The following is a 7,391-nucleotide window of genomic DNA, read 5'->3' as shown; positions in this document are numbered from 1 at the left end:
GTCTGCGATATCGGCAGGAATGTTGTTCAAGCTTGTCCACTCGCCATCAAAGTCGTCGGTGGCATCGGTATCCAGGTTCGGGAATTCGTTATTAACTGCCGTTGCTACTTGAGCATCGGTCAACTGTGTATCGTCATCGCCATCTGCAATGTCTGCAGGTACGTTGTTCAAGCTTGTCCATTCGCCATCAAAATCATCGGTAGAGTCTGTATCCAAGTTCGGGAACTCATTGTTCACTGCCGTTGCAACTTGCGCATCGGTCAACTGTGTATCGTCATCGCCATCGGCAATGTCCGCAGGAATATTGTTCAAGCTTGTCCATTCCCCGTCAAAGTCGTCGGTTGAATCGGTATCCAGATTAGCGGGAACCCCTGTGATATTTCCCCATTCGGGATTCACTTCTGAATCGTTCACGGAAAACTCCGTATCGACAAGGGTGAGACCCGTACCAGCGGTATAGGTTGTGTCGTCATCGCCATCTGCAATGTCTGCAGGTACGTTGTTCAGGCTTGTCCACTCACCATCGAAGTCATCAGTGGAGTCGGTGTCCAGGTTCGGGAATTCGTTGTTCACGGCTGTTGCTACTTGCGCATCCGTCAACTGTGTATCGTCATCGCCGTCTGCGATATCGGCAGGAATGTTGTTCAGGCTGGTCCACTCACCGTCAAAATCATCGGTGGAGTCGGTGTCCAAGTTTGCGGGCACATCGGTTAAATCATTAAAACTTCCACTAAAATCATCGGTAGAGTCGGTGTCCAGGTTCGGGAATTCATTGTTCACTGCCGTTGCTACTTGCGCATCGGTCAATTGTGTATCGTCGTCACCGTCAGCGATATCCGCAGGAATGTTGTTCAAGCTTGTCCACTCGCCATCGAAATCGTCGGTGGCATCGGTATCCAGGTTCGGAAACTCATTGTTCACGGCAGTTGCTACTTGCGCATCCGTCAACTGTGTATCGTCGTCACCATCTGCAATGTCTGCAGGAATATTGTTCAAGCTTGTCCATTCGCCATCAAAATCGTCGGTGGAATCCGTATCCAAGTTTGCAGGGACGTTTGTCAAATCATTAAAGTCACCGGTAAAATCATCGGTAGAGTCTGTATCCAGATTTGGAAACTCGTTATTAACTGCCGTTGCCACTTGTGCATCGGTCAATTGTGTATCGTCGTCACCGTCGTCCAATCCAGCGGGTCTGTTGGCAAGGCTTGTCCACTCACCATCAAAATCGTCAGTTGAGTCTGTATCCAGATTAGGGAACTCATTGTTCACTGCGGTTGCCACTTGTGCATCCGTCAACTGTGTATCGTCATCGCCATCGGCAATGTCTGCAGGTATGTTGTTCAAGCTTGTCCACTCACCATCGAAGTCATCGGTGGAGTCGGTGTCCAAGTTTGCGGGCACATCGGTTAAGTCATTAAAACTTCCACTAAAGTCGTCGGTGGAGTCGGTATCCAGGTTCGGGAACTCATTGTTCACTGCGGTAGCCACTTGTGCGTCCGTCAATTGTGTATCGTCGTCACCGTCGTCCAATCCAGCGGGTCTGTTGGCAAGGCTTGTCCACTCACCATCGAAGTCATCGGTGGAGTCGGTGTCCAAGTTTGCTGGCACATCGGTTAAGTCATTAAAACTTCCACTAAAATCGTCGGTTGAGTCTGTATCCAGGTTCGGGAACTCATTGTTCACGGCGGTCGCCACTTGTGCATCCGTCAACTGTGTATCGTCGTCACCATCGGCAATGTCCGCAGGAATGTTGTTCAAGCTGGTCCACTCGCCATCAAAGTCATCCGTACTGTCAGTATCCAGATTCGGAAATTCGTTGTTCACGGCAGTTGCTACTTGTGCATCGGTCAACTGTGTATCGTCATCACCATCTGCAATGTCTGCAGGAATATTGTTCAAACTTGTCCATTCCCCGTCAAAGTCGTCTGTGGAGTCAGTGTCCAAGTTTGCGGGCACATCGGTTAAGTCACTAAAGCTTCCACTAAAATCATCGGTAGAGTCTGTGTCCAGATTCGGGAACTCGTTGTTCACTGCCGTTGCTACTTGTGCATCGGTCAATTGTGTATCGTCGTCACCGTCGTCCAATCCAGCGGGTCTGTTGGCAAGGCTTGTCCATTCACCGTCAAAGTCGTCGGTGGAGTCGGTATCCAGATTGGCGGGAACCCCTGTGATATTTCCCCATTCGGGATTCACTTCTGAATCGTTCACGGAAAACTCCGTATCGACAAGGGTGAGACCCGTACCAGCGGTATAGGTTGTATCGTCATCGCCATCAGCAATGTCTGCAGGAATGTTGTTCAAGCTTGTCCACTCGCCATCGAAGTCGTCGGTTGAATCGGTATCCAGATTCGGGAATTGGTTGTTCACCGCCGTTGCGACTTCTGCTTCGGTCAACTGTGTATCGTCGTCACCATCTGCAATGTCTGCAGGAATATTGTTCAAGCTTGTCCATTCACCGTCAAAATCATCGGTAGAGTCTGTGTCCAGATTCGGGAACTCATTGTTCACTGCCGTTGCTACTTGAGCATCCGTCAACTGTGTATCGTCATCGCCATCGGCAATGTCTGCAGGTATGTTGTTCAAGCTGGTCCACTCGCCATCGAAATCGTCGGTTGAATCGGTATCCAGGTTCGGGAACTCATTGTTCACTGCGGTTGCCACTTGTGCATCGGTCAACTGTGTATCGTCATCACCATCTGCGATATCCGCAGGAATGTTGTTCAAACTTGTCCACTCGCCATCAAAATCGTCGGTGGCATCGGTATCCAGATTTGGAAACTCATTGTTCACGGCAGTTGCTACTTGTGCATCGGTCAATTGTGTATCGTCGTCACCGTCGTCCAATCCGGCAGGTCTGTTGGCAAGGCTTGTCCATTCGCCATCAAAGTCATCGGTAGAGTCTGTATCCAGATTCGGGAATTCGTTGTTCACGGCGGTTGCAACTTGAGCATCCGTCAACTGTGTATCGTCGTCACCATCGTCCAATCCGGCAGGTCTGTTGGCAAGGCTGGTCCATTCTCCATCGAAATCATCGGTAGCGTCTGTATCCAGATTGGCTGGAACGTTTGTCAAATCATTAAAGTCTCCACTAAAATCGTCGGTGGCATCGGTATCCAGATTTGGGAACTCATTGTTCACTGCGGTTGCCACTTGCGCATCCGTCAATTGTGTATCGTCATCACCATCTGCAATGTCCGCAGGAATGTTGTTCAAGCTTGTCCATTCCCCGTCAAAGTCGTCGGTGGAATCGGTATCCAAGTTTGCTGGCACATCGGTTAAGTCATTAAAACTTCCACTAAAATCGTCGGTTGAGTCTGTGTCCAGATTCGGGAACTCGTTGTTCACGGCGGTTGCCACTTGTGCATCGGTCAACTGTGTATCGTCATCACCATCTGCGATATCCGCAGGAATGTTGTTCAAACTTGTCCATTCCCCGTCAAAGTCATCAGTAGAGTCTGTATCCAAGTTTGCTGGAACGTTAGTCAGATCATTAAAGTCTCCACTAAAATCGTCGGTTGAATCGGTATCCAGATTAGCGGGAACTCCTGTAATATTTCCCCATTCAGGATTGACTTCTGAATCGTTTACGGAAAACTCCGTATCGACAAGGGTGAGACCCGTACCAGCGGTATAGGTTGTATCGTCATCGCCATCAGCAATGTCTGCAGGTATGTTGTTCAAGCTTGTCCATTCACCATCGAAGTCATCGGTGGAGTCGGTGTCCAAGTTTGCGGGCACATCGGTTAAGTCATTAAAACTTCCACTAAAGTCGTCGGTGGAGTCGGTGTCCAGGTTCGGGAACTCATTGTTCACGGCGGTCGCTACTTGCGCATCCGTCAATTGTGTATCATCATCGCCATCTGCAATGTCCGCAGGAATGTTGTTCAAGCTTGTCCACTCGCCATCGAAATCGTCGGTTGAATCGGTATCCAGGTTCGGAAATTCATTGTTCACGGCAGTTGCAACTTGTGCATCCGTCAACTGTGTATCGTCATCGCCATCTGCAATGTCTGCAGGTATGTTGTTCAAGCTTGTCCACTCGCCATCAAAGTCATCGGTGGAGTCTGTGTCCAGATTCGGGAATTCGTTGTTCACTGCCGTTGCTACTTGTGCATCGGTCAACTGTGTATCGTCATCACCATCAGCAATGTCCGCAGGAATATTGCTTAAGCTGGTCCATTCCCCGTCAAAGTCATCGGTACTGTCCGTATCCAGGTTCGGGAACTCATTGTTCACTGCCGTTGCTACTTGTGCATCGGTCAATTGTGTATCGTCATCGCCATCTGCGATATCCGCAGGAATGTTGTTCAAGCTTGTCCACTCGCCATCGAAATCGTCGGTGGCATCGGTATCCAGGTTCGGGAATTCGTTGTTCACGGCAGTTGCTACTTGCGCATCCGTCAACTGTGTATCGTCATCGCCATCTGCGATATCTGCAGGAATGTTGTTCAAGCTGGTCCATTCTCCATCGAAATCATCGGTGGCATCGGTATCCAAGTTCGGGAATTCGTTGTTTACGGCGGTTGCCACTTGTGCATCGGTCAATTGCGTATCGTCGTCACCATCGTCCAATCCAGCGGGTCTGTTGGCAAGGCTTGTCCACTCACCATCAAAGTCATCGGTGGAATCCGTATCCAAGTTTGCAGGGACGTTTGTCAAATCATTAAAGTCTCCACTGAAATCATCGGTAGCATCCGTATCGTATCCAGATAGATCAATGGCAGTTGCATTTGGGTCGTTCGATAATGATATTACATTACCGGTAAAGTCCAAGCTTTGTATTTCGTTTTGGTCGTCCGCATCACCATCCTCCACATTAATGGTCAGTGTATTACCATTGGTGATACCAATGTTGCCGGGTGTATTGTCGGTTTGAAGAGTTTGGTTGTCAGAACTTGCGATAGAAATTACAGTTTCCACGCCGTTCTCGTTGGTATAGGTATAAGTGCCGTCACCATTATCGGTAAGTGTGGTGATGGTTTGCGCTGCACCCTCAAAAGTTACGGTATTGCCGTTTCCATCAGAAAGGGTAATGGTGCCGTCGCCATTGTCGGCAAAAGAGAACGAACTTGTGGTATTGCCGTCACATAGATTGATCCAGCCACTGCCATCGTAATAATGAACACATTGTGTATCGGTGTTATAAACAACAGCTCCGTTCAACGGAACGATCGCTTGCATTTGTGCAGTGGTCAGCCTTGTAAGAACCAAGGCCTTATCTGTACTTTCGAGCTCGATGATCGAGGCCGAATTTATACTGTTCGGGTTTTGACCAATTTTCACCTGTGAAAATGCAAATTGAGCAACGAACAGAAGTATTAACGGTAAAATTCTTTTTACTTGCATGTCAACAGAGCTTAGGGGTCACTTTATATCCTTGTAAAATTACCTTGTAAAGTCTAGGAAGATTTAATTTTGTTGTGTACTAGGGTAAAGTTGTGGTCAAAAACAGGAAATGTTGTAGGGGAGCAATAGGGTAGGGGCATTAAAAATTATAAGGCATTGAAAATCTATCGTTTAAAGGCCAAATTGTCGGGTAAACGAGATGGTGGTGTAAAGTGCTGTGAAACAGTGGTGTATGTTACCTGGCAAGGTAGAGGAAACCTTGGTAGTTTAAATCTAGATCGGCCATATAGATCGTATAAAAATAAACGCCCACAGGAAGACCTTCTTCTCTAGAGATTACAAAATTATCAATATTGGAAAAGCCATTGAACTCATCTATATAATTGGATTTTTCAAATACCTTTAAACCAAAACGGTCGAAGATACGAACAATGTTGTTCGGGGATTCCTCTACCAGTTCTGGAATGTAGAAATTATCGTTGATACCATCGCCATTGGGTGATACAAAGTAATTTTCGAGACTTAGTATTTCTTTTGACAAAGGTTCGTACGGTATTTTAGAAACACCAAAGGTGATGATCTCATATTCGTTGGGAACAAAGGTTTCGGAAACCACAAAACCTTCCTCGAGGGTACCTAGGGTACCAGTCGATTTTAGATTGACCCATTTTTGGGATTCCTTGCTCCAACCTACGGGAACTATGGTGGTGATATCATCGGTAAGCACAGCTAGGTCGCTTCTGGAGTTCCAACTTAAATTAATGGTACTGGGGATGTTGCCCTCTAAATGCCAGAATTCTTTGTTAGAAACATACTCTAGGTCCCTGTCTAGTTGAAAGGTGTCGAAATTTCCGGAAAAGGTGGACTGTGAAGCGGGACTCTCATAAAAATAGGCGCATTTGGCAAAAAGATTTACATCTTGCGAGTTGAGCACCAAGGGCCGTAACTGTTCTGAATCCCCTACGGGAAATATAAATTGAGCCTTATTGGTGATGGCGGCATAGCCGTCTATTTTTAAAAAATCGCCCTCACCGGTGTAAAAACCGTTCTCCAAAAAATTATAGTACACGGTAGCATTGTTTCTGGGGGTTCTTATGTCGCCCACCACAAAATTGGTGTTGTTGGTATTGTCCACTCCCAATTGCAGTTCTAGTCCATTTCTGGTAAATACCTCCGCGTCGTAGAATTCGGGTACCACGGTGCCGGAAACCGAAAGGATAGAAGTGCTATAAAACCCTGTTATTCCACGGTTTTGATCAAAAGGGGCATCGTTGATGAGGTCGGTGTGAAAACCGATTTTTCCCCCTTCGTGAATACGAATATTGCCCTCGTTGTACAGGGCGGTCTGCGCCTGGGCAAAACCCAACGAAAAGAACAGCAATATGTAGCAGCATTTTCCCATGGTCTATTCTTGTGTCTTTTCTTCCAACATTTTTTTGATGGCCGCTACCTGTTGTTTTAAGGCCTCCATTTCTTGTGAAAGGGTTTCGTTTTGGGCCTTTAGGCTTTCTATTTTCTTTTCTTGCTCTATGGTGTGTAGAAAAAGCTCCTCAATTTTTTCTAGATTGATTAGGGCTCCTTCAGTAAGATTCCATTTGCCGTTGTTTTCAGCAATTTCTTCGGCTGATTTTATCCCGGGTAGATGGTGGTTTTTCTTTATAAAGCTTTCTACACTTTTCAATGTTGAAAATTTGTAATCTTTATTTAGCGAAGAATTTCCTAAAAAGTATTGTTGGAAAACGTAATCAGGATAGGTAGCAGTTGCTGAAATGAAACTATTTGCACTTACGTCACCTGTGGTGACAACGTTTTGTGCTCCAAAATCTGGAATTATTTTAGCTCCATCAATTCCAGGGCCAATATCATCATTAAGTACAGTGCCATCTTCTATTTCATCAGAAGATACCGCATTAGATTGAATTTCCCCTGGACCTATAGCTCCATTGCCTATATCCGCTTGTCCTATGGTACCCGGTATTATCATACTTGTACCACCAAAGCTTCCTTGAATTGAACTGGGACTTATAGATACAGAAAGGTCGAAA

General features: G+C 46.5%; 1 protein-coding gene and 2 pseudogenes. All 3 read right to left on the bottom strand.

Annotated elements, in window-relative coordinates; genetic code table 11:
* Positions 1-5,346 (bottom strand): annotated as a pseudogene (locus J8L85_RS17860) (hypothetical protein); the annotation flags it as partial.
* A 235-nt stretch (positions 5,347-5,581) separates the two neighbouring features.
* The gene (locus J8L85_RS17855; protein WP_211019538.1) at positions 5,582-6,748 is read right to left on the bottom strand and encodes a gliding motility-associated C-terminal domain-containing protein; all 1,167 of its coding nucleotides are present in this window, start codon (positions 6,746-6,748) and stop codon (positions 5,582-5,584) included.
* 3 nt (positions 6,749-6,751) lie between these two features.
* Positions 6,752-7,391 (bottom strand): annotated as a pseudogene (locus tag J8L85_RS17850) (hypothetical protein); the annotation flags it as partial.

The sequence above is a fragment of the Maribacter sp. MMG018 genome (assembly GCF_018100785.1).
Lineage (GTDB): Bacteria > Bacteroidota > Bacteroidia > Flavobacteriales > Flavobacteriaceae > Maribacter.
This window is presented reverse-complemented; position numbering and strand designations above follow the sequence as displayed.